Here is a 19098-nt window from a genome sequence, read left to right as displayed (position 1 = left end):
CTTTTTATACCTCATACCCCAACCCCGCCAGGTTCTCTTTGATCTGCTCCTCCAGTCGGGCACTTTCGGCTAACTGTTCTGAGAGCTGGGCTGTCAAGCGGGCCATCTTGTCGGCAAAGGGTTCGCCGTCGTCCTCCTCGTCCGCCGCCCCCACATAGCGGCCCGGGGTCAGCACATGGTCATGCTTGGCGATCTCTTCAAGGTTGGCCGACTTGCAGAATCCGGCCACGTCCTCGTACTTCGTACCCTCACCCCCGGCCCCTCTCCCAAAGGGAGAGGAGGGCAAGACATCACCCCCGGCGATTTTCCCAGAGGGAGAGGGGAGGGAGCGCCAGGCATGGAAGGTTCCGGCGATCCGCTCAATGTCCTCCTTCTTGAAATCCCGCAGCACCCGATCCTTCATATAGCCTAAGCTTCGGGCGTCGATAAACAGCACCTCGCCGGAGCGGTCTCGCAACCTCTCCCCTCTCCCCCCGGGAGAGGGGCCGGGGGTGAGGGCCTTGTTCCGGGTCAGAAACCAGATACAGGCCGGAATCTGGGTGTTGGTAAAGAGCTGGCCGGGCAGGGCCACCATGCACTCCACCAGGTCATTTTCGATGAGCGCCTTGCGTATCTGCCCCTCGTTGTTGGTGTTGGAACTCATGGAGCCGTTGGCCAGCAACAAGCCCATGGAACCATTGGGGGCCAGATGATAAAGCATATGCTGGAGCCAGGCAAAGTTGGCGTTGCCGGTCGGGGGCCTGCCGTATTGCCAGCGCGGGTCATCATCGCTGACGCCGGTGTCCCACTCCTTCATATTAAAGGGCGGATTGGCCATGATGTAATCGGCCCGCAGGTCCGGGTGCTGGTCGTTGGTAAAGGTGTTGGCCGGTTCCTTGCCGAAGTTGAAGTCCAGCCCCCGGATCACCATGTTCATGGCCGCCAGCTGCCAGGTGGTGTGGTTGTACTCCTGGCCGTAGATGGAGACATTGCCTAATCTGCCGCCATGCTCCTTGATGAACTGCTCACTCTGGACAAAGAAACCGCCGGAGCCCATGGCCGGATCATAAACCCGACCCTGGAAGGGCTGCAGCATCTCGACAATCAGCGAAACAATGGATTTCGGGGTGTAGAACTGGCCGCCCTTTTTGCCTTCGGCCAGGGCGAACTGGCCGAGGAAATATTCATAGACATGGCCGAGGATGTCCTTGGCCTGCAAGGATTCATGGGCAAAGGGAATCTCCGAGAGCAGGTTGATCAGCTCGATGAGCTTTGACTGGTCGATCTGCAAGCGTCCGTATGATTTATTGAGCACCCCTTTCAACTTGGGGTTGTCCTTCTCGATTGCCTCCAGGGCATCATCAATCAACCGCCCCACACTGCGGAAGGTGTAGGTGTGTTTTTTACCATTAGTAATTTCGATCTCGGCGCCGGGAGGGAGGGTGGCATTATCGCGCAGGGTCTGCCAGCGGGCCAGTTGCGGCACCCAGAAAACATTTTTCTCGGTGTAGTAATCCCGAACCTCCAGCTCATCACCAATCTCGGCCCGGTACTCGTCATCCGAGGCATAGTCCTCGGGATCGAGAAAATAGTCATGCTCCGGATTTGTGAACTGCCCGGTCAACTCCAGCCGCCGGATGTCAAAGGCATCCGAGACATATTTGACAAAGAGCAATCCCAGCACCGCATGCTTGTACTGGGCCGCATCCAGGGTGGAGCGCAGCTTGTCCGCCGCATTCCACAGCTTTTTATCCAGGGAATCGAGAAACTTTTGCTCCTTGTCCGGCATTGGTCTTATTTCCTCTTGGTTGCTTGTTGGCTGTCCGCCAGCCACTGGTCGATAATATCCCGCCTGAACCGCCAGTGCTTGCCCACCTTCTGACCGGGAACTTCCCCCTTCTGGGCCAGTTTATAAAGGGTAGATTTGGAGATTTTCAGATAGACGGCCAACTCTTCGATGGTGAGCACATTGTCCTGCTTTTCAGTCATCATAGGCCCCGCAAGAGTGATTGATAATATCCGTTCTTAGCAGTTAATAGCCGCACCGGTCAAGGGATTTGATGCCGGTTCCTCGCAGGAGAACATCAACAGAGGGGGAATCAAGTTTGAGCCTCCACAAAGGGGAAATATTGACGGCATGACAGGCAGGAGAAGACAAGCCCATGGGGCAGCCTTTGTCAGATATTGACTCCGGGTTTGTTCAACCTTTTCAATAGCGCATCGGCAATACCATGATCCGGCCACAAAACCCCGCAAATGGTGGCGCGCTATAGCCGCCAGAACGGGGAGCATATTCAAGCGGCTATGGATGTGTTGGAAAACCGCAGGCTAACAAGGCGAAAGGGAAATCATTTTCTTGACGTAATTACACCGGAATTACACAGGCAAAAAAACAAAGAAAAAGGGGTTACAGCAATCGCGCTGCAACCCCTTTATATTGGTGCCGGAGGTCGGAATCGAACCGACATGGGCTTGCGCCCGCGGGATTTTGAGTCCCGTGCGTCTACCAGTTTCACCACTCCGGCATGTGCATGATTTTCAGTGGAACCGCACCAACTAATATCCTACTTCCCCTTCTTTTTCAAGAGTTTTTGCGGTCCTGAAAAAGAAGATCAGGTCCGGCAAATGCCGCGAAAGACCTGGCGCAGGGTTTTTTCATCCAGTCGGGCGGCCAGCTGCTGTTCATATTCGTCGATATCCTTGCCGCTTTCCTGCTCATCATCCAGCCAAACAGCATCATCCGCTTGCGGGAGGGGCGGGGCAAAGACAAAATCGGCCGGGTCAACCTCAAGCCTGCTGCTCCGCTTGTTGTTCAACCAGCGATCGCATTCATCATGGCTGCCGATATACAGCAGAAAAAAACAGTCCTGCCGTTTCAGGCAGATCAACCGGTAGCCGCTGCCCAGATCAAACTTGCAACAATTTCGCATCCGCAGCTCGCCATGCTTGGTGAGCTTGATTTTCAGCTCAAGCGAGGTCACGCCCCGGGTTGTCAGGTGGCGGATGATCTCCTCCGCCCGGGCAGCGGCAAGCGCGCCCTTTTTATCGCTTTTTTCAAGCTGCTGCAGCCCCTTGGTAAAAAGAGGGGTCCGGTAAAGACGCATTTCAATTTCGCCCCGCCTGAATTGCCGCGCCGAGTGCGCCGACAATGTCCGGGTGCGCGGGCGACACGACCCTGACCCCGTCAAGTTTCATGGCCAGCATCTTCACCATGCACGGATTCCGGGCAACACCACCGGAAAAGACTATGCATTCGCCGTAACCGACCCTGTTCAACATGCCGACCAGCCGGCTGACCACCGAGAGATGCACAGCCATGGCGATATCCTGCGGCGGCACCCCCCGGTTTTTCATGGAGATCACCTCCGATTCGGCAAAAACCGTGCACATGGAGTTAATCGACGCCTCCGCCGCTGAGCCGAGGGCGGCCGGGCCGAATTCATCCAGGCTATAGCCCAGGGTGGCGGCCATGATTTCCAGAAATCGCCCGGTGCCGGCCGCGCACTTGTCATTCATCTGGAAATTGGTGACCCGTCCCGCTTCATCGAGCGAAATCACCTTGGAATCCTGACCGCCGATATCGACAATGGTCCGGCAATCAGGAAAATAGTGGCGGGCGCCCAGGGCGTGGGCCTTGATTTCAGTGATCATTTCATGGGCAAAATGCTTGTGGGCCAGGTGGCGACCGTAGCCGGTGGCCACCACCCGTACCGGATCAAAGCCGGCGAGCATCTCCAGGGACTGCTTGTGGGGGTCGAAGCTGCTTTCCCGGATCTGATGGCCGATCAGTTCACCATCCTGCCACGCGGCGATTTTCACCGTCCGCGACCCCAGATCAATGCCGACGTACATCCCCTACCCCCTTATCTGCTCGAGAAAGGCCTCGACCCTGGTCTGCAGCTGGCCGACATCTTCCGGGGAATAATCGGTTTCAATGGAAAGATAGGGAATGCCCTCCTGCTGACAGGCCTCCTTGATCCGTATTTCCTCGATATTGTAGGTATGGCAGAACTGCAGGGAGTAGTGAATAATGCCCTGGGCCCCGGACTGCCGGTATTCCTTGATTACCTGGTCGATGCGTTCGTTGTTCGGGGTGAAGCAGGAGCAGTCGATCCGCATGTAGCGGTCGGTCAGCACGTCGAGCTGCTCGGCCATGCTTTTCCGGTCTTCGTCGATGAGATCCTTGAAGTAGCGGGTGCCGATGCAGCTCTCCTCATTGACGATGACGGCTTCCGCCGACTCGACGATATGATGCAGCTTCCAGTTCGGCAGCGCCATGGGCGTGCCGGAGACCATGACGCGAGGGGCATCGGCGGGGAGCACGCCGTGGCCGCTTTTCACCCGGTCGTCCAGTTCGTCGCAGAGCTCATTGACTTTTTCGGCGAAACGGACCGGTTCGTCATAAAAGGCGATCTGTTCGATGAGCAGGGCGTCCTTGCCGCTGATGGGCGCCGGATTATGGCTGCGCAGGCGGGTCAGGCGCTGCAGGGCGAGCCGTTTGCCGTTGATCACCTTAATGGCCCGGGCCAGGTCATCCTCGCTGATCTTTTTGCCGCTGACCTCTTCCACCTTGGCCTTGAAATCCTTCACCTCCTCCAGCCAGAGGGCCTTGTCCCGCTTGTTTTTCATCTGCGGGATCTCCATGACATAGGTGGGCACCAGCCGGTCAAGGATCTCCCAGGTTTTCTTCTTGGCATCACAGGTGGTTTCGCCGTAGACGAAATCCACCGCCTGGAAATAGGGGCAGATCCTGCCCGCTTTGAATCCAAAGGCGGATTTAACCATGGGGCAGATATTGCGCGGCAGGATTTTTTCCGCATCCGGAATCGAGCCTTGCGAGCCGCCGCAGAGGCCGACACAGATGCCGTTTGCCGCCACCACCACCTCTTCGGGAATATAGACGCAGAAGGTGCCGACCACCGGCCTGCCCTCTTTTTTGGCGTCCACCAGTTCCTGCACCCGGCCACCGTGAATTTCGGCGATCATGGTGTCGAAATAGGCCATTTTTCCCGGCCTGTTCCGCTGGGACAGGTACATGGCGGCATAGGCGTTGCCCAGCATCTGCCGCGCCTTGTCGAACCGCTCCACATCCATATCCAATTCTTGCCACAACTCGGGATAGGCCTTGACCTCAAATTCCACCATCGTTTGCTTCCCTCCCACAAAAACCTTTGTCTGATGCGTCTCAGCCGTCCTTCAGGGCGGCTGATTCCATGAACAATTATCAGCACCAAAGATAGCTGATCCCAGAGGGAAGTCAAATTGGTAATATTGATCATGCCGTTATCAGCTATAGGAAAATAGCGCGAAAAAGACAGGGGCGAAAAATTCAGTGACAAGTGAGAAGGAAAAAAATGGTTCTTTGCTGATGGAATTTCAGGTGTTCAGATAAACCTTCTGAAAACGGTAGAAATAATCGACTCCCGACCAGATGGTCAGGAACAGGGCGATATAGAGGAGCACCAGGCCAAGCTGGTGCAGAAAAGGAAGGGGCAGTACCCCCATGGGGAAAACCAGGGTTCCCAGGGCAATGAGCTGCACCAGGCTTTTCCATTTGCCGAGTTTGCTTGCCGCAATAACCAGGCCGGATGAAGCGGCAATGCCGCGCAGACCGGTAACGATCATCTCACGGGAAAGAATAAGAAAAGCGACCCAGGCCGGCATTCTGCCCAGGGGAATCAGCATGATAAGCACCGCCAGCACCAGAACCTTGTCGGCCAGGGGATCCATCAGTTTCCCCAGCACCGACTCCACCTGATATTTCCGGGCGATATAGCCATCGGCCAGGTCGGTGAGGGCGGCGGAAAGGTAGAGGGCAAAACCCACCAGGCTCACCACTTTGCCCGCACCCGGATAAAGAAAAAAGAGGAGAAGCGGCGCGACGAGAAATCTGTAGCCCGTCAGGATGTTTGGCACGTAGGCAATCTGGCTCAATGACTTTTACACCTGTCCGCTTCAACCGCCTCTGCTGAAGGCGGCAACGGTCTGATAACGTTTATAGTGGCGCAAAACTCTTTCCACATAGGCGGTTGTCTCCGGGTAATCGGGAACGGCGCCGTAGTTTTTTACCGCTTCCGGGCCGGCATTGTACGCAGCCAGGGCAAGGGCGATATCCTCTTCAAAAAGATTCAGCATTTTTCGCAGATAACGAGCGCCGCCCCGGATATTCTGCCGGGGATCAAAGGAGTCAAAGACCCGCATGTCCCTCGCCGTGCCGGGCATGAGCTGCATCAATCCCTGGGCACCTTTCGGCGAAACAGCCAGACAGTCAAAATTTGATTCCGCCTTGATGACCGCCTTGATCAGCATGGGATCAAGGCGATAATGTTCACCGACTTCCCGCAAATACCCTTCAAACGCTTGCGGGTCAACATATCGCGGCGTGGGCATGCGCATTTCCCGGGATTTGACCCACTCCACCTTTGCATAACGGCGGTCATTGGGGACATTGGAGAAATGGCGCACTCCCTTCGCGTCGACAAAGGAATACATTTCCGCATGGGCACCAGCGGCCATGGCCGACACGATCAACAGAGCTATGAGGCATGCCTTCAGAAGATTTGTTCCCATCTCGCAATTTCAAAGGGTTATAAAACCATCGAAGCAAATGCATTGCTGTCCGCACGAACCGGAAGTTTCGCTGCAACGAGGCACTTCCCTATTATACTTGCAGAAAATGCGGACGTCAGCTTACTTTTTTCTTTTTTTCCAGTCAGCCAGAAATTTTTCCATGCCGATATCGGTTAACGGATGTTTGGCCAGCTGGGCAATCACACTGTAGGGAATGGTAGCAATATCCGCGCCGATCAAAGCGGCGTCAAGCACATGCACGGGATTGCGGACACTGGCGACAATGACCTCGGTCTGGTAGCCGTAGTTGTCGTAGATGGTCATGATATCACTGACCAGATCCATGCCGGTAAGGGAAATATCATCAAGCCGTCCGACAAAGGGACTGACAAAGGTAGCGCCGGCCTTGGCGGCAAGCAGTGCTTGGGTAGCGGAGAAAACCAGGGTAACGTTGGTCTTGATCCCCTCACCGGTAAAGCGTTTCACCGCCTTGAGCCCCTCGGTTATCATCGGCACCTTGATGACGATATTGGCGTGGAGGGCGGCAAGCTTTCTGCCTTCCTCCAGCATTCCTTCGGCATCGAGACTGATCACCTCGGCGCTGATCGGCCCGTCCACGGTTTCACAGATTTCCTTGAGAATGGCTTCGAACGGTTTTTTTTCTTTGGCGATAAGCGATGGATTGGTGGTAACGCCGTCGACCATTCCCATGTCCACGCCTTTGCGAATCTCATCAATATTGGCGGTATCAATAAAAAATTTCATTGCCTTTCTCCTTTATCCTCTAAAAATGTTTGGCAGCACTTCTCACTGCAGAAATAATATTGTTTGCCGTTTTTGACGGCGCGGATTGCCTGCTTGCTGGGCACATAGGTATGACAGACCGGATCCTCGACCAGGACATCCTCGGTGGGCGCTGATTTGCCGTGGTCCGGCGGGACTTGCGGCTTCTGTTTTTTGGCGCCGAAGAGCAATCGATAGAGAATATATGCCAGAATCGCCAGTATTATGATGCGGACAGGGCTCATTTCCTTTGCCACTCCATCGGCGTCACCCCGCCGGCATCGTCAAGTTCACGCAGCATGGCCGCCGTTGTCCGCCTCAGCAGCGGATGAATTAAGTCCGGCGCGATCTCGGCAAGAGGAGCCAGAACAAAGCGGCGGGCGGCGATGCGCGGATGGGGCAGGACCAGCTCATCCGTCTCCAGCACCAGCTCATCATAAAAAAGCAGGTCCAGATCAACCGTCCTGTCCTTGCCCTTGGCTCGGTCCCGGCCAAACTCAGCCTCAACGGCATGCATCACGGCAAGCAGTTGCAGGGGCGGGAGGGTAGTCTCCAGCACTCCCACCGCATTGGTAAAGAAAAAATTACTTTCCATCTCCACCGGCTCGGTGAGAAAAGGGGAAGAAAGTGCAATGGATCTGCCCCCTTTTGCCCCAAGCATCTTCCAGGCGGCCAGAAGATTTTCCCGGCCGTCTCCAAGATTTGAGCCAAGACCTATGACGGCCCGTGCCAACGCCTACCCCCGCACCGGATTGGACAGAATGCCGATGGCCTCGACCGCGACGCTTACCCGGTCGCCGTTCCGCAGGCGGCCCACGCCGGCCGGGGTGCCGGTGGCGATGACATCGCCGGGCAGCAGGGTCATCACCCTGGAAATAAAACTGATGAGTTCCGCCACCGAGCGGATCATGGAGGAGGTGTTGGCCTCCTGCCGCTTCTCGCTGTTGACAAAACTGCGGATCACAACGTCACCCGGGTTCAGTTCCGTTTCAATGCAGGGGCCAAGGGGGGCAAAGGTATCAAATCCCTTGGAACGGGTAAACTGGACATCCTTTTTCTGCAGATCGCGGGCCGTGACATCGTTACAACAGGTATAGCCGAGAACGCACCGCAACGCCTCGCTTTCACTGATATTTTTTGTACGCCGCCCGATGACCACCGCCAGCTCCCCTTCATAATCGACCTGGGCGCTCATGGCCGGCAGAATGATTTCCTCATCCGGCCCGATCACCGCGGTGGACGGCTTGAGAAACAGGAGCGGCTCCGCCGGAATCTGGAAATCAAGCTCCCTGGCATGGGGCGCATAGTTGATGCCCACCGCCACAATCTTTGACGGCTCGCAGGGGGCGAGCAGCTTCACCTCGCTGCTCCCGACCACCCGGCCGTCCGGCTCAATACCCTCATAGGGAGTTCCCCGCAGCAGACGGATTGCATCACCTTCCAGCAGGCCGTAACGGACGTCTTGGTCAAATCGGCAGCGGACAATCTTCATGATAATGCAGCGCTTTTGACGAAGCGGTTGTAAAACAAATAACACGGCCGGAAAAATGCGCGGAACGGCACTCTTTTCAGTACCCCCTTGAGGGGTATAAGGAGCCGTAACGAGATGAAATAAATGGCCATGTTATTTCGTAACGGCTCCTAAATATCGGTCAGCCCGAGCACATCAAACATGGTATACATGCCGTTTGCCTTCCCGGCCACCCAGGCTGCGGCCACGGCTGCGCCCCGGGCAAAATTATCGCGACTGTGGGCCCGGTGGGTGAGCTCGATCCGCTCACCCGGCCCGGCAAAATAAACCGTGTGCTCACCGACGATATCGCCGGCGCGGATGGTCTGGATACCGATCTCTTCATCCGTGCGCTCGCCGATGATGCCGTTGCGCTCAAAAACGCCGACCTTGGCGAGATCCCGACCCACGCCAAGCGCCGCCATCTCACCGAGCTTGAGCGCGGTGCCGCTGGGAGCGTCCTTTTTCATCCGGTGATGGGCCTCGACAATTTCAATGTCATAGTCATTGCCGAGAATGGCGGCCACCTTCTGGGTCAGCTTGAACAGCACGTTGACCCCCACCGCCATATTGGGCGCCTGGACGATGGGAATCTGCTCCGCATGCCTTTTCAGTTCCGCCAGATTTTCCGGGCTGAGACCGGTTGTGCCGATGACCATCGCCTTTTTGTGTTTGGCGGCAATCTTGGCAAATTCCATGGTGGCGGCATGAAAAGTGAAATCAATGATCACGTCGCATGTGTCAATAATGGATTCAAGACCCGGGGCAATGGTTGCTCCCACCGCGCCGTAACCGCCCACCTCGCCGATATCCTTGCCAACTTCCGGGCTGCCCGCCTGCTCAAAACCCCCGACCAGCGTGAGAGCGCTGTTCTGGGTCACCATGTAGCCTATTCTTTTTCCCATCCGGCCGGCGGCACCGGCCACAATGACTTTTGCCATATTAATTCTCCGTTCTTTAAACCCACCGCTTATAGAATTGTCAGCACAACGGCTCAGATCAATCCCTGCTCTTTCAACACCGCCTGCATTCTGGCCATGGGCTCATCCCCCATTTTCCACAGGGGCTGGCGCGGCAGGCCTGACTTGATTTTCCCCATCAGTTCCAGCGCCTTTTTGGCCGGCACCGGGTTGGTGTCAAAAAACATGGAACCCATGAGGGGAAAGATGCTGTACTGGATTGCGCGGGCCTTGGCCACGTCACCGGCCAGCGCCGCGTTCATCAGGTCCGCCATGTTTTTCGGATCAACATTGGAGGTCACGGAAATAACACCTTTTCCACCCAGCAGCACCAGGGCCATGGCGGTGAAATCATCGCCGGACAAAACGGCGAAATCCTTCGGACAGCGCCGGATCACGTCACAGGCGCGATTCATGTCGCCGGTCGCCTCCTTGATGCCGACGATGTTGTCGACCTCGGCGCAGCGGGCTACGGTGGCAGGCTGCATGTCAATTGCGGTGCGGGACGGCACGTTATAAAGGATCAAGGGAATGTCCACCGCCTCGGCCACGGTCTTGAAATGCTGGTACAATCCTTCCTGGGAAGGCTTGTTATAGTACGGGGTGATCACCAGCGCACCGTCGGCACCCGCCTCTTTGGCGTGTTTGGTCAACTCGATGGTTTCCGAGGTGGAGTTCGAACCGGTGCCGGCCAGCACCGGCACGCGACCGTTCACCGTGGCGATGGTCAGTTCCACCACCCGGCGGTGCTCATCGTGGCTCAGGGTGGCGGATTCGCCGGTGGTGCCGCAGGGGACGATGCCGTGGGTGCCGTTGCCGATCTGAAATTCGATAAGATCCTTCAAGCCCTGCTCATCAATTTTCCCGTCAACAAAAGGGGTGACAATGGCGACAAAAGCTCCTTGAAACTGTGTCATATTTTCCTCCTTCTCATCCTCTATAAAAAAATTTTGTTATTCTTTATTATGCAATTGCCTCGGCATGCAGCAGGCCGTCATATATGAAATGGGCCGGCCCTTCCAGACAGACCCCGGAAAAGCCGCCTCCATCCACAAGCACAAAGTGAATGATCAGTTTTTCGCCGCCGGAAGTGGTCACCGTGACCGGCGCCGTGACCTTTCCGAGGAGCCCGGCGATGATGGCCGATGCCACCGCCCCGGTGCCGCAGGCCATGGTTTCATCCTCAACCCCTCGTTCATAGGTCCGCACATGGAGCCGGTCCGGTCCCAGCACCTCGACGAAATTGGCATTGGTGCCGGCGGGCTGGAAAAGTTCATGAAATCGAATGGCTGCGCCCCAGTTTTTTACCGGTGTGTCCTGATTGGCGTCAACAAAACAGACGGCATGGGGAACGCCGGTATTGAGAAAATGCACCGTGCGGGCCATGCCGTCCAGTTCCACCCGCTGATCCAGGGCAAGATTTGTCGGCGGTGTCATTTCCAGTTTGACGCTGCTGCCCGTCACCTCGGCCCGGATCTCGCCGGCAATGGTGAGAAAACGCATCTTTTCCGGCGCAATGCCTTTGCCGTGGGCAAAGCGGGCGGCGCAGCGGGCGCCGTTGCCGCACATCTCCGCCTCGCTGCCGTCGGCATTATAAAAATGCCAGCGGAAATCGGCCTGATCGGAATTTTCTATAAGGATCAGCCCGTCAGCGCCCACGGAAAATTTATGACGGCACACCGCCTTGGCAAAAATCCCCATGGCCTCTTTGGTAAGGAAGGGTTTTCGGTGATCAATGACGATAAAGTCATTGCCCGTGCCGCTCATCTTGGTAAATTCAATTGGGAAATTCATCTGTTCTTCAATCATTTGGCATCAGGCGGGAATCGTCTCGCCCTCAATAAGGGATTCGTAACTCTCCCGCTTGCGGATAACGTGGAAGGTGTCGCCTTTGACCAGCACCTCCGCTACCCGCGGCCTGGAGTTGTAATTGGAAGACATGGAAAAGCCGTAAGCCCCGGCGCTCATCACCGCCAAGAGGTCGCCGCTTTCGGCAACGGCAATTGCTTTGCCGCGGGCCAGAAAATCACCGGTTTCACAAATGGGACCCACCACATCGACAACTTCCTTTGCCTCTCCCCGCCGCACTACCGGCTGGATGGCGTGGTAGGCGTCATAGAGACTGGGGCGGGCCAGATCATTCATGCCGGCATCGACAATGACGAATTTTTTGCCGCCTTGCTTGGTATACAGCACCTTGGTCACCAGAATGCCGGCATTCCCGACCAGAACCCGGCCCGGCTCGAGAATCAGGGTACAGTCCAGCCCCCCCATCTCCCGCTCCAGTGCTTCGGCATAGGCAGCGGGCAAAGGAGGGGCCTCTTCATTGTAACGGATTCCCACCCCGCCGCCGAGGTCCAGATACGATATGCCGATGCCCGCTTCCCGCAGCCGTCCGACAAAACCTCTCACCTTGACCAGCGACTCGACAAAGGGGGAAACATCGGTGAGCTGCGAGCCGATGTGGCAGCTGACGCCGACAATACGGATATTGGCCATCTCCCGCGCCGCCAGATAGGAGTCCAGGGCATCGTTAATGGGAATGCCGAACTTGTTTTTGGCCAGGCCGGTGGAGATGTAGGCATGGGTTTTGGGATCGACATCCGGATTGACCCGGAAGGAAACCTGGGCCGTTACCCCCATGGATGCCGCCACCTGCTGCAGTGCCTCAAGTTCCTGATGGGACTCGACATTGAGCATGAGAATGCCGGAGCTGAGGGCAAGACGCATTTCTTCTTCGGTTTTTCCCACCCCGGAGTAGACGATCCTGCCGGGATCGATTCCGGCCTTGAGCGCCCGGAAAAGCTCGCCGCCCGAGACGATATCAGCGCCGCCGCCAAGCTTTGCAAAAAGGTTGAGGATCGCGATATTGGAGCACGACTTGACGGCGAAACAGGTAATGTGCGGCACGGAAAAGGCGCCGTCAAAGGCATTGAAATGGCGGGTCAGGGTTTCCGCGCTGTAGAGGTAAAACGGTGTTCCCACCCGGGCGGCAATATCCGCCACTGCCACCTCTTCACAAAAAAGGGCATTGTCTCTGTAATGAAAATGGTTCATTTTTTTCTTTCTTGGTTGATCTTAAAAACTTGGCCGCGCCTTGCGGCGAAATTCTATGTCCCGTGAAAAAACACTTTCGTTGGGAGGAACGGCGGCGTCAAAGGCGGTCACGGCGTAAAAAAATGTTTCCTCTCCCTCCGGCAGGGTGGTATCGGTGAAGGAAAAGGAACTCCTGCCGGTTTCACCCACCAGCACATACTCTTTTTCGCCCGCCGGGCGGCGGTAAATTCGGTAACCGGCGACATCACGAACCTCGGTGCTTTCCCAGAGGATGGTCACCCCGTCGTGTCCCGCGGCCACGGTAAATTTGTGGGGAGGCGCCGGGGGCGTCAAATCCCGCGGCATGCCGGCAATAATTTCACTGGCTTCGCCCGGCAGCACACTGCCGTCGGCAATGACAACCGCCCGTACCTGATAGAAATATTTTTTGTTGATTGTCACTTCCGAATCGATCCGGGAAAGTTCGGCACGGGGTTCGCCCAATTTTTCAAAGGTCGTGCCATCGTCGCTGCGGTACAGCTGATAGGCAACCGGCAGGTCGGGCACAGTGCCGTCAAGCCGGGTTCGGACAGGTTGCCAGCTGACGGTCAGTCCCTCATCGGCAACATCAATCTTCAGGCCGACCGGAGCGACAAGCGGGCTTTCCCACGGAAAGGAAACCCGGTTTGAATCACGACTGACAATCTTCCAGCCGCCTTGGGAAAGCACCTTGTAATTATAGTAGTGACGGTTTTTTAAATCCGTGTCGCGATAGGTGAGCTTCGACCCCGGTTTCACCCCCTCGCCGCTCATGGGAATAAGCAAAGGATACTGAATCGGGCAATCCGCGCAGAAACTGGCGAAAGAAACCTCGCTTTTCATGATGGCGAACGTCCTGATATCCTCAATGCGCGAACCGTCTTCCGCCCGGACAGGACAGGTCCAGCTCAGGGTGGCGCCCTTGTCGTCAAGGACACACTGCAAATCCGCAATGGGAAGCGGAACCACCGCCTGGGGAGGAACAACCGGAGTTTTGCGGCCGCAGCCGGTCATGACCAGCAGCAACAAACAGCAGATCCCTATGGCAAAGCCGCGCCGCATCATGCATCAATCCCCAGTTCTTTTTCCGCCAGGGCCAGGGCCTCGCGCACCCGGCTGATGGAGGTGCCGCCCATGGAGCGGCGGCTGTCGACAGAACCCTTCACCGACAGAACATGAAAAACATCCTCTTCAATCACCTCGGAGAACTGTTGCAGCTCATCCAGGGACAGATCGATCAGTTCCTTCTTCTGCTTGACGCAATAGGCAACGGTCCGGCCGACAATGGCATGGGCCTGCCGGAACGGAATATTTTTCACAACCAGGTAATCGGCCAGATCGGTCGCGGTCATGAAGCCGGTTTTGGTGGCATCTTCCAGCCGGGCGGTATTGAACTTCATGTTGGCGAGCAGTTCGGCGGTAATGGCCAATTCCCGGGAAACCGTGTCGAGCGTGTCGAAAACAGGTTCCTTGTCCTCCTGCAGATCGCGGTTATAGGTCAGCGGCAACCCCTTCAACATGGTAATCAGCGATATCAGATTGCCCACCACCCGACCGCTTTTGCCGCGGATCAGTTCGGGAATATCGGGGTTCTTCTTCTGGGGCATGATGCTGCTGCCGGTGCAGAAGCTGTCGGCCAGTTCGACAAAGCGGAATTCATCGGTGGACCAAAGAACAAGTTCCTCGGCCAGACGGCTCAGGTGGAGCTGAATCAGGGTACAGGCGGAAACAAACTCCACGGCAAAGTCGCGATCGCCCACCGTGTCCATGCTGTTGGCCGTGACCTTGGGAAAACCGAGCTCACGGGCGACAAATTCCCGGTCAATGGGCAGCCCGGTACCGGCCAAAGCGGCCGCGCCAAGGGGCAACACATTGATTCTTTTCGCGCAGTCAAGCAGCCGCTCCCGGTCACGACCGAACATTTCATAATAGGCCAGCATGTGATGGGAAATAAGCACCGGCTGGGCTCGCTGCAGATGGGTATACCCCGGCATCACGGCGCCCAGGTAGCGTCGGGCAAGACGGACAAAGGAGGCGCGCACGTCGCCGAGCAGCGCAACCAGTCGGTCCGTTTCTTCGCGCAGATAAAGGCGAAGGTCAAGATTGATCTGGTCATTCCTGCTGCGGGCGGTGTGCAGTTTTGCCCCGGCCGGGCCCACCTTATCCACCAGAACCTTCTCGATATTCATATGAATATCCTCAAGTTCCGGTTTGAATGCAAAGACGCCCTGCTCGATTTCCCGTTCAATCTCAAGGAGCCCGACCCGAATCCGCTCTCCTTCTTCGGCGGAGATCAGTCCCTGCCGGACCAGCATCTTGGCGTGGGCCAGACTGCCGGCGATATCCTGTTTGTAGAGCCTGCAGTCATAATGGATGGAGGCGGTGAAGGCCTCCACCGAGGCAGCGGTTTTTTCGGCAAAACGGCCGCCCCACAGTTTCGTTTCGTTTGACATTTTCGTCTTACTGGTCCGGTTAGTCTTATTGGTCTGACTGGTCCTGCTGGTCCTGCTGGTCTTGCTGGTCCTGCTTCGTTCGATTATTTCGACCAACAGACAAGTCCGACCAGTTAGACCAGTTGGACCAGTCCGACCAATCAGATTTTTCGTAAAGCCTGCATGGTCATGCGCAAGGCATTGAGGCGGATGAAGCCACCGGCGTCGGACTGGGTATACACCTCATCCTCTTCAAAGGTGGCGAAACTCGCCTGGTAAAGAGACTGGTCTGATTTCCGTCCCACCGGCATGCAATTGCCCTTGTAGAGTTTCAGGCGCACCACGCCGTTTACCGTTTCCTGGGTGGCGTCCATGGTCTTCTGCAGCAGCTTCATCTCCGGCGAGAACCAAAAGCCGTTGTAAATCAGCTCGGAATAGCGCGGCACCAGACTGTCGCGGATTTTCATCACTTCCCGGTCAAGGGTGATGGTTTCCAGATCGCGGTGGGCGATACGCAGGATGGTGCCGCCCGGTGTTTCATAAACACCGCGCGATTTCATGCCGACAAAACGGTTTTCCACCATATCCAGACGGCCGATGCCGTTCATGCCGCCCAGTTCATTCAGCCGAGCAAGCATGGCGGCAGGGGCCAGCGTCTCACCGTTGATTGCCACCGGATTGCCGCCGGCAAAGGCAAGTTCGATATAGGTCGGTTTTTCCGGCGCCTTGTCGAGTGAACGGGTCAGTTTGAACATGGACTCTTCCGGCTCGTTCCAGGGATCCTCGAGAATGCCGCCCTCAAAGCTGATATGCAGGAGGTTTTCGTCGGAACTGTATGGTTTTTCCTTGGTCACCGGGATGGGAATGCCGTGTTTTTCCGCGTAGGCCATGAGCTTGGTGCGGGAATTGAGCTTCCAGATGCGCCAGGGGGCAATGATGGAGAGTTTCGGAGCCAGCCCCAGATAGGCCATTTCAAAACGAACCTGATCGTTGCCCTTGCCGGTGGCGCCATGGCTCACCGCATCGGCGCCCTCTTCCAGGGCAATCCGCACCTGTTCTTTCGCGATCACCGGCCGCGCCAGCGAGGTGCCAAGCAGATAGGAGCCCTCGTAAATGGCATTGGCCCGGAAGGCGGGAAAGACATAATCCCGGACAAATTCTTCCTTCAGGTCGGAAACAATCACCTTTTCCGCGCCGGTTGCCAACCCCTTGGCCCGCACCTTGTCCCAGTCTTCTTCCTGACCGATGTCAGCGGCATAGGCCACCACCGGACACTGATACTCCTCCTTCAGCCATTTGAGGATTACCGAGGTGTCAAGACCACCGGAGTAGGCCAGCACTATTTTTTTAACCTCACCTGCCATAAAAAGCTCCTTTACGCCGTGCAAAAAAAACGAGAACCCAGCAATGCTGTTAACGGCAAGGGTGCCGTAACGAAATGAAAGGAAATGATTGTTTCGTAACAGCCCTTAACCTGCTGCCAGGATATGTTGTTCCAGAATCGCCTTGTGAATGTGCATCTTGTTTTCCGCCTGGTCGAAAGCGCAGCACTGGGGTCCCTCCAGCACCTCGTCGGTGATTTCTTCACCGCGATGCGCGGGCAGGCAGTGCAGCACCGTGGCGTCCGGTTTGGCGGCGGCCAACAGTTTGCCGTTCACCTGGTAGGGCTGAAAAACGGCAATGCGTTCATTCTGCTCTTCCTCCTGGCCCATGCTGGCCCACACATCGCAGTTGATGATGTCGGCATCCCGCACCGCCTCAAAGGGATCGCGCACCACGACAATGGGTTTTTTCGCTCCCCGCACCGCGGCGGCGAGGACAGCCGGATCAGGGTCATAGCCTGCCGGACAGGCCAGCGTCAGCTCAAATCCCATGCGCCCGGCCGCCTGAATCCAACTGTTGGCCATATTGTTGCCGTCACCGACCCAGGCTATTTTCAGCCCGCTGATCTCGCCTTTCACCTCTTCCACCGTCATGATATCGCTTAAAATCTGGCAGGGATGGAAAAGATCGGTCAAGGCGTTAATCACCGGCACCGCGGCATAGCGGCCCAGCTCCTCCACCACCTCCTGGCCGAAGGTGCGCACCACAATGCAGTGCACATAACGAGACATGACGCGGGCCATGTCTTTCAACGGCTCATTGCGGGCCAGCTGGGTGTCACGGCCGGAGAGATAAATGACCTGGCCGCCCAGGCCGTACATGGCCGACTCGAATGATACCCGGGTGCGGGTCGAGGGTTTTTCGAAAATCATGCCGATAACCTTGCCGGCAAGCCGGCTGTGGCCGATGCCCTGTCGGGACTCCTCTTTCAGCTTCAACGCCCGCTTTATGTAGGAGTAGAGTTGTTCCTTATCGAAATCACCTAAGCTCAGAAGATGCTTTGCCATGAATCTCACGCTCATTATATGAACCAGAGAGCCCACAGGTTTGCCGGAGAGACACACCTGGTGCTCTGTCGACTCTGTGGGCTCAAAGGCTCGTTTGCTGGTTGTCGAGTTGCTTCGGCCTCTTTCCCCGAGGCTTTATAAAAGAACCAAACAGTAACAAATACAAAAAAACAACATCTTTGGGAAGTTTTTTTTCCGCTTTCAGAAGCCGGCCAGAACTTCCCGCAGCCGACTGACCATGCTCTCCACCCCAGCCTCATCGACAATCAGCGGCGGAATAAAACGCAGGGCAACTCCACCGGCAAAATTGGCCAGCACACCCTTATCAAACAGCCTTTTCACTATTTCAGCCCCCAGCGATGCGCCCTTTTCGGTCAGCACCAGGCCCTGAATCAGGCCAAGTCCCCGCACCTCGCTCGCCAGCCCGGGAAACTCATCAACCAATGTCCGCAGGCGGCCTTGCAGGTATTCGCCCTTTTTCCCGACAGCGGCGAGAAACCCCTCAGCCAGCATAATTTTCAGCACCGCCACCGCCGCCGCGCAGGCCACGGGATTGCCGCCGAAAGTGGAGGCATGGTCGCCGGGCGAAAATGAGGCGGCCACCTCTTCCCGGGCCAGCATGGCGCCGATGGGCAGTCCGTTGCCCAGGGCCTTGGCCAGGGTCATGATGTCCGGCTCAACGCCGAACTGTTCATAGGCAAAAAGAGTGCCGGTTCTGCCCATGCCCACCTGCACTTCATCAAACAGAAGGACAAGGTTGTGCTTGTCGCACAGCGTTCTGATGCCCCGCAGATATTCTTTCGGCAGCGGTCGCACCCCGCCCTCTCCCTGCAGCGGTTCACAGAGGATGCCGCAGGTTTTGGGAGAAATCATCTTCTCCAGGGCAGCGAGATCCCCAAAGGGGGCATGGACAAATCCCTCGGGCAGCGGCTCGAAACCCTTGTGAAATTTTTCCTGACCGGTGGCGGCAACCGTGGCCAGGGTCCGGCCGTGAAAGGAGCCCTGCAGCGAAATGATCTCATAACGACCGGGGCCGCCATGCTTTCGCGCCAGCTTGATCGCCGCCTCATTCACCTCGGCCCCGCTGTTGGCCAGGAAAATCCGGTCGGCAAAGCTGTTTGCCACCAGCAGTTCGGCCAGTTCCGTCTGCGGCGCGGTATAAAAGAGGTTGGAGACATGCACCAGTTTTCCGGCCTGGGCAACAATGGCCGCCGTCACGTCAGGGTGGCAATGGCCCAGACCGCACACCGCGATGCCGGACAAAAAATCCAGATACTCCCTGCCGCTTTCGTCTTTCAGCAGGTACCCCCTGCCTTCCACCATCACAGCGGGAAAGCGCCCGTAGGTATTCATAAAAAGGCTGTCGCTTTTTTCCATAATACTTTTCATGCCGTCATCCT

At 56.7% G+C, this 19098-nt stretch carries 20 protein-coding genes and 1 tRNA gene; all 21 read right to left on the bottom strand.

The genetic code is table 11. The features are described from left to right. Positions 1-4: 4 nt before the first annotated feature. Positions 5-1768, bottom strand: a complete 1764-nt coding sequence (locus BM485_00370; protein ID OKY77007.1) for a restriction endonuclease subunit M — start codon at positions 1766-1768, stop codon at positions 5-7. 5 nt (positions 1769-1773) lie between these two features. Next, entirely contained in the window at positions 1774-1968 is a 195-nt protein-coding gene (locus BM485_00365) for a DNA-binding protein (protein ID OKY77066.1), read from the bottom strand. 449 nt (positions 1969-2417) lie between these two features. Continuing rightward, positions 2418-2504, bottom strand: a tRNA-Leu gene (locus BM485_00360). A gap of 87 nt (positions 2505-2591) precedes the next feature. Next, positions 2592-3083, bottom strand: coding sequence for a hypothetical protein (locus tag BM485_00355; GenBank protein OKY77006.1), 492 nt, complete (start codon positions 3081-3083; stop codon positions 2592-2594). A gap of 1 nt (position 3084) precedes the next feature. Then, positions 3085-3831, bottom strand: a complete 747-nt coding sequence (locus BM485_00350) for a 3-hydroxyacyl-ACP dehydratase (GenBank protein ID OKY77005.1) — start codon at positions 3829-3831, stop codon at positions 3085-3087. 3 nt (positions 3832-3834) lie between these two features. Further along, positions 3835-5124, bottom strand: a complete 1290-nt coding sequence (locus BM485_00345; protein OKY77004.1) for a 3-hydroxyacyl-ACP dehydratase — start codon at positions 5122-5124, stop codon at positions 3835-3837. Positions 5125-5355: 231 nt separating this feature from the next. Beyond that, complete coding sequence (locus tag BM485_00340) at positions 5356-5913, bottom strand: CDP-diacylglycerol--glycerol-3-phosphate 3-phosphatidyltransferase (GenBank protein OKY77003.1); 558 nt, start codon at positions 5911-5913, stop codon at positions 5356-5358. Between the two features lie 21 nt (positions 5914-5934). After that, entirely contained in the window at positions 5935-6549 is a 615-nt protein-coding gene (locus BM485_00335) for a hypothetical protein (GenBank protein OKY77002.1), read from the bottom strand. Between the two features lie 120 nt (positions 6550-6669). Beyond that, positions 6670-7314, bottom strand: a complete 645-nt coding sequence (locus BM485_00330) for a fructose-6-phosphate aldolase (GenBank protein ID OKY77001.1) — start codon at positions 7312-7314, stop codon at positions 6670-6672. After that, a complete protein-coding gene (locus BM485_00325; protein ID OKY77000.1) occupies positions 7311-7577 on the bottom strand; it encodes a hypothetical protein in 267 nt (88 codons plus the stop codon). Before BM485_00325 ends, BM485_00330 begins: the two co-directional genes overlap by 4 nt. Beyond that, positions 7574-8065 carry a 2-amino-4-hydroxy-6-hydroxymethyldihydropteridine diphosphokinase gene (locus tag BM485_00320; GenBank protein OKY76999.1) on the bottom strand — a complete coding sequence of 164 codons (492 nt, stop codon included), beginning with the start codon at positions 8063-8065 and terminating at the stop codon, positions 7574-7576. The genes BM485_00325 and BM485_00320 overlap by 4 nt, the downstream gene beginning before the upstream one ends. A gap of 3 nt (positions 8066-8068) precedes the next feature. Continuing rightward, positions 8069-8824, bottom strand: coding sequence for a hypothetical protein (locus BM485_00315; GenBank protein OKY76998.1), 756 nt, complete (start codon positions 8822-8824; stop codon positions 8069-8071). Positions 8825-8973: 149 nt separating this feature from the next. Then, complete coding sequence (locus BM485_00310; protein ID OKY76997.1) at positions 8974-9783, bottom strand: 4-hydroxy-tetrahydrodipicolinate reductase; 810 nt, start codon at positions 9781-9783, stop codon at positions 8974-8976. A gap of 53 nt (positions 9784-9836) precedes the next feature. Continuing rightward, complete coding sequence (locus BM485_00305; GenBank protein OKY76996.1) at positions 9837-10718, bottom strand: 4-hydroxy-tetrahydrodipicolinate synthase; 882 nt, start codon at positions 10716-10718, stop codon at positions 9837-9839. A gap of 46 nt (positions 10719-10764) precedes the next feature. Beyond that, a complete protein-coding gene (locus BM485_00300) occupies positions 10765-11595 on the bottom strand; it encodes a diaminopimelate epimerase (GenBank protein ID OKY77065.1) in 831 nt (276 codons plus the stop codon). 21 nt (positions 11596-11616) lie between these two features. Then, a complete protein-coding gene (locus BM485_00295; GenBank protein OKY76995.1) occupies positions 11617-12858 on the bottom strand; it encodes a diaminopimelate decarboxylase in 1242 nt (413 codons plus the stop codon). Between the two features lie 21 nt (positions 12859-12879). Beyond that, positions 12880-13941 carry a hypothetical protein gene (locus BM485_00290; GenBank protein OKY76994.1) on the bottom strand — a complete coding sequence of 354 codons (1062 nt, stop codon included), beginning with the start codon at positions 13939-13941 and terminating at the stop codon, positions 12880-12882. Next, positions 13938-15329: an argininosuccinate lyase gene (locus BM485_00285; GenBank protein OKY76993.1), complete on the bottom strand. Its 1392-nt coding sequence runs from the start codon at positions 15327-15329 to the stop codon at positions 13938-13940. The genes BM485_00290 and BM485_00285 overlap by 4 nt, the downstream gene beginning before the upstream one ends. 140 nt (positions 15330-15469) lie before the next feature. Then, positions 15470-16672 (bottom strand): argininosuccinate synthase, encoded by a 1203-nt coding sequence (locus BM485_00280; protein OKY76992.1) that lies wholly within the window; start codon positions 16670-16672, stop codon positions 15470-15472. Positions 16673-16777: 105 nt separating this feature from the next. Continuing rightward, on the bottom strand, positions 16778-17698 hold the full coding sequence (locus BM485_00275; GenBank protein OKY76991.1) for an ornithine carbamoyltransferase: 921 nt from the start codon (positions 17696-17698) through the stop codon (positions 16778-16780). Between the two features lie 201 nt (positions 17699-17899). Continuing rightward, on the bottom strand, positions 17900-19087 hold the full coding sequence (locus BM485_00270; protein OKY76990.1) for an aspartate aminotransferase family protein: 1188 nt from the start codon (positions 19085-19087) through the stop codon (positions 17900-17902). Positions 19088-19098 lie beyond the last annotated feature (11 nt).

The organism is Desulfobulbaceae bacterium DB1 (assembly GCA_001914235.1).
In the GTDB taxonomy this organism is placed as follows: Bacteria; Desulfobacterota; Desulfobulbia; order Desulfobulbales; family SURF-16; genus DB1.
The sequence above is the reverse complement of the archived record's forward strand: the minus strand, read 5'-3'. Positions and strand labels throughout refer to the sequence as shown.

Excerpts from the sequence above, each read along its gene's own strand:
- BM485_00370 (OKY77007.1), bottom strand. The coding sequence starts at position 1,768 with ATGCCGGACAAGGAGCAAAAGTTTCTCGATTCCCTGGATAAAAAGCTG.
- BM485_00365 (OKY77066.1), bottom strand. The coding sequence starts at position 1,968 with ATGACTGAAAAGCAGGACAATGTGCTCACCATCGAAGAGTTGGCCGTC.
- BM485_00355 (OKY77006.1), bottom strand. The coding sequence starts at position 3,083 with ATGCGTCTTTACCGGACCCCTCTTTTTACCAAGGGGCTGCAGCAGCTT.
- BM485_00350 (OKY77005.1), bottom strand. The coding sequence starts at position 3,831 with ATGTACGTCGGCATTGATCTGGGGTCGCGGACGGTGAAAATCGCCGCG.
- BM485_00345 (OKY77004.1), bottom strand. The coding sequence starts at position 5,124 with ATGGTGGAATTTGAGGTCAAGGCCTATCCCGAGTTGTGGCAAGAATTG.
- BM485_00335 (OKY77002.1), bottom strand. The coding sequence starts at position 6,549 with ATGGGAACAAATCTTCTGAAGGCATGCCTCATAGCTCTGTTGATCGTG.
- BM485_00330 (OKY77001.1), bottom strand. The coding sequence starts at position 7,314 with ATGAAATTTTTTATTGATACCGCCAATATTGATGAGATTCGCAAAGGC.
- BM485_00325 (OKY77000.1), bottom strand. The coding sequence starts at position 7,577 with ATGAGCCCTGTCCGCATCATAATACTGGCGATTCTGGCATATATTCTC.
- BM485_00315 (OKY76998.1), bottom strand. The coding sequence starts at position 8,824 with ATGAAGATTGTCCGCTGCCGATTTGACCAAGACGTCCGTTACGGCCTG.
- BM485_00310 (OKY76997.1), bottom strand. The coding sequence starts at position 9,783 with ATGGCAAAAGTCATTGTGGCCGGTGCCGCCGGCCGGATGGGAAAAAGA.
- BM485_00305 (OKY76996.1), bottom strand. The coding sequence starts at position 10,718 with ATGACACAGTTTCAAGGAGCTTTTGTCGCCATTGTCACCCCTTTTGTT.
- BM485_00300 (OKY77065.1), bottom strand. The coding sequence starts at position 11,595 with ATGAATTTCCCAATTGAATTTACCAAGATGAGCGGCACGGGCAATGAC.
- BM485_00295 (OKY76995.1), bottom strand. The coding sequence starts at position 12,858 with ATGAACCATTTTCATTACAGAGACAATGCCCTTTTTTGTGAAGAGGTG.
- BM485_00290 (OKY76994.1), bottom strand. The coding sequence starts at position 13,941 with ATGATGCGGCGCGGCTTTGCCATAGGGATCTGCTGTTTGTTGCTGCTG.
- BM485_00285 (OKY76993.1), bottom strand. The coding sequence starts at position 15,329 with ATGTCAAACGAAACGAAACTGTGGGGCGGCCGTTTTGCCGAAAAAACC.
- BM485_00280 (OKY76992.1), bottom strand. The coding sequence starts at position 16,672 with ATGGCAGGTGAGGTTAAAAAAATAGTGCTGGCCTACTCCGGTGGTCTT.
- BM485_00275 (OKY76991.1), bottom strand. The coding sequence starts at position 17,698 with ATGGCAAAGCATCTTCTGAGCTTAGGTGATTTCGATAAGGAACAACTC.
- BM485_00270 (OKY76990.1), bottom strand. The coding sequence starts at position 19,087 with ATGAAAAGTATTATGGAAAAAAGCGACAGCCTTTTTATGAATACCTAC.